This is a genomic window from Lutibacter sp. (assembly GCF_040883305.1).
GTDB lineage: Bacteria > Bacteroidota > Bacteroidia > Flavobacteriales > Flavobacteriaceae > Lutibacter.
In genome coordinates this window covers 1-2,520 of record NZ_JBFLKT010000448.1, presented here as the reverse complement: position 1 = coordinate 2,520, position 2,520 = coordinate 1, and the positions used below count along the sequence as shown (strand labels likewise).

The following is a 2,520-nucleotide window of genomic DNA, read 5'->3' as shown; positions in this document are numbered from 1 at the left end:
GCTTTTTCGGTATCACCTTTAAAACGAACTTCAGAAAATTCTGTTTCAACAGCTCCTGGATGAATAGCAGCAACTCTAATATTATGTTTATTTAAATCTATTCTCATTGCCTTATTTAACGCATTTACAGCGTGTTTTGAGGCGCAATATACATTTCCATTTGGATACACTTCTTTTCCCGCAATTGAACCTATATTTACAATAAAACCATTATTTCTTTGCACCATTTGCGGCATTATTGCTTTTGAAACATACAATAATCCTTTTACATTAATATCTAACATTGCGTCCCAATCTTCCATACTTCCATCTTGAATACTACTTAGTCCGTGCGCATTTCCTGCATTATTAATTAAAATATCAATGTTTTTAAATGCTGGTGGTAACGATTCTATTGCTTTAAATACTTCGTTTTTGTCACTTACATCAAATTGCAAGGTAGTTACATTCGTTTGTTTACTTAGCGATTCCTTTAATTTGGATAGTCGTTCTCCTCTTCTTCCACAAAGAATTAAATTTATATTATTTTTTGCAAAAATTTGTGCTGTTGCTTTTCCAATTCCTGAAGTTGCTCCTGTTATAAATGCTGTTTTTGAATTCATTTTTTATGGTATTTGGTATCTAGTATTGCTTTCAACTTTCCGACTTTCTGATTTTCTGACTTTTCAACTTTCAAACTAACATAATATAAAGATACAAAAAAACCGCTCCAAGAAGGAGCGGTTTAGCTGATTGGTTATTAAAAAATAACCAACCAAAAATCAACTAACCAAACTTTATTTTAAATTTCTTCTAACTTTTGTTTCTCTTTGTACTTTAGTTCGTTTTCTACCATCATTACTTACATTTTCTTTCACATTTTTTGCCGAACTATTTTTTAAATACTGAATGTAACCTCTTCCGTTAAACTCATATGTTGTTCCAGAATCTATGTGATACAAACTAATTTTTCCATCATTTATAACGCTTAACTCAAACTCTTCAGTACCATACGAATCATAATTTAATGTTAAAATTTTTAAATTATCATATCCTTGAACGTCAAACACAGCATAGCTACCTACATAATCCCAATAGATATTAGCAATTTGCGTGCCAACTTCATCTTGCGAAGAATAAAATGTTGTTAAATTTTCTGGAGTAAATGCTAAAAAGTTTTCATTATCAAATTCATTTAAATCACCGCTATTACTTGTAAAGGTTTTTGCCCAAACATTGTACTCTTGTAAAAAATATTCAATGTTATCATAAAATATTTGATCAAAATCAAAACTAAATTTTTGGTACCCTTCTAAATAGTAAGTTACATTATTATAATTGTCTTTTAATTTTATTCTATCGCTTGTTATTTGAATAACATCAAAATCATAATATCCATCTAATTTATGATTGACTTCTAAAAAACCATTATATGTATCGTAATTTCCAATTTGAATTCCGTATCCATTTCCTGTCGTACCAATCCCCACTAAATTGTTATTAGCAAAAATTCTTCCATTTCTAAATGAAATTGTAAATGCTTTAGACAAAAAAGCTACATCTCCAGTTCCCGATGTTTTATTATAATCTATATACCATAAATCGTAATTTGTAATAACATCTTCTAACGTTTCATTATAATATGGATCGTTATCATCTATTATAACACTACAAGAAGAAAATGATATGCCTATAATAAGGGTTGCAAAAAGTAATTTTAAAGTTTTCATAATCTTTTGTTTTTTAGGTTATAGTATAGAAATTTCAAATTCTATGCCAAAAAATTATATATCTGTTTCTAATTCTTTAAATGACTAAAAACCTGGATATTAACTTTATAAAAAATTAAAATTTTTGCGATTTTTTAAGTTCCACAACATTGGTAACTTTATAATATACAGTTGTATTATCAACCAAATAAGAGATTACTGCTTCGTTCGAGTTTAATTGAAAAGGTATTTTTTCTAAAATATCTGGAAGTTCATTTCCAAATTCTTTTTTAGGATCCCTGTGTAAAATATAATTTTTTAATCTATTTGGCAATATAAATGTAGCTATAAATAGGTTTTTGGAAGTAGTATGATCTCTTTCTAACTTAGCTGACATGTTTCTAAAAAATACAGAATCTAACATTATGTCAGAATTATCAATTTCAAATTGAACTGAATATCCTTTCACTCCTGGCTGTCCACCAACCCAAGTATTATAAAAAGCTTTGGTAATTTTAAATGGAGGATGTTGTTCTCGTTTATTATTAGATTTTGAAGATCTGCAGCAAGAAAATGCTAAAACAAGTATTACAGAAATAGTTAGGTATGATATTTTGTTCATCTTACTAGAATTTAGTTTAATATAACAAAATACATACCAAGTTATAAAAAAAGAGCTTATCAAATTTGATAAGCTCTAAATTCTAAAATATTTTTTAACTATATGCCTAATTATTCAAAGCTTCACATTTTTGAAAATTTGACTTCATTTCATTTCGCCTAATTGTTCAAAGCTTCACATTTTTGAAAATTTGACTTCATTTCATTTCGC

General features: G+C 27.7%; 3 protein-coding genes. All 3 read right to left on the bottom strand.

Features of this window, described 5'->3' with window-relative positions:
- On the bottom strand, window positions 1-602 hold a 602-nt coding region (locus AB1Z17_RS14385), incomplete at its 3' end, for an SDR family NAD(P)-dependent oxidoreductase (protein WP_368052460.1).
- A 174-nt stretch (window positions 603-776) separates the two neighbouring features.
- On the bottom strand, window positions 777-1,709 hold the full coding sequence (locus AB1Z17_RS14380) for a hypothetical protein (protein WP_368052459.1): 933 nt from the start codon (window positions 1,707-1,709) through the stop codon (window positions 777-779).
- A gap of 115 nt (window positions 1,710-1,824) precedes the next feature.
- Window positions 1,825-2,310 (bottom strand): hypothetical protein, encoded by a 486-nt coding sequence (locus AB1Z17_RS14375; protein WP_368052458.1) that lies wholly within the window; start codon window positions 2,308-2,310, stop codon window positions 1,825-1,827.
- Between the last annotated feature and the right edge of the window lie 210 nt (window positions 2,311-2,520).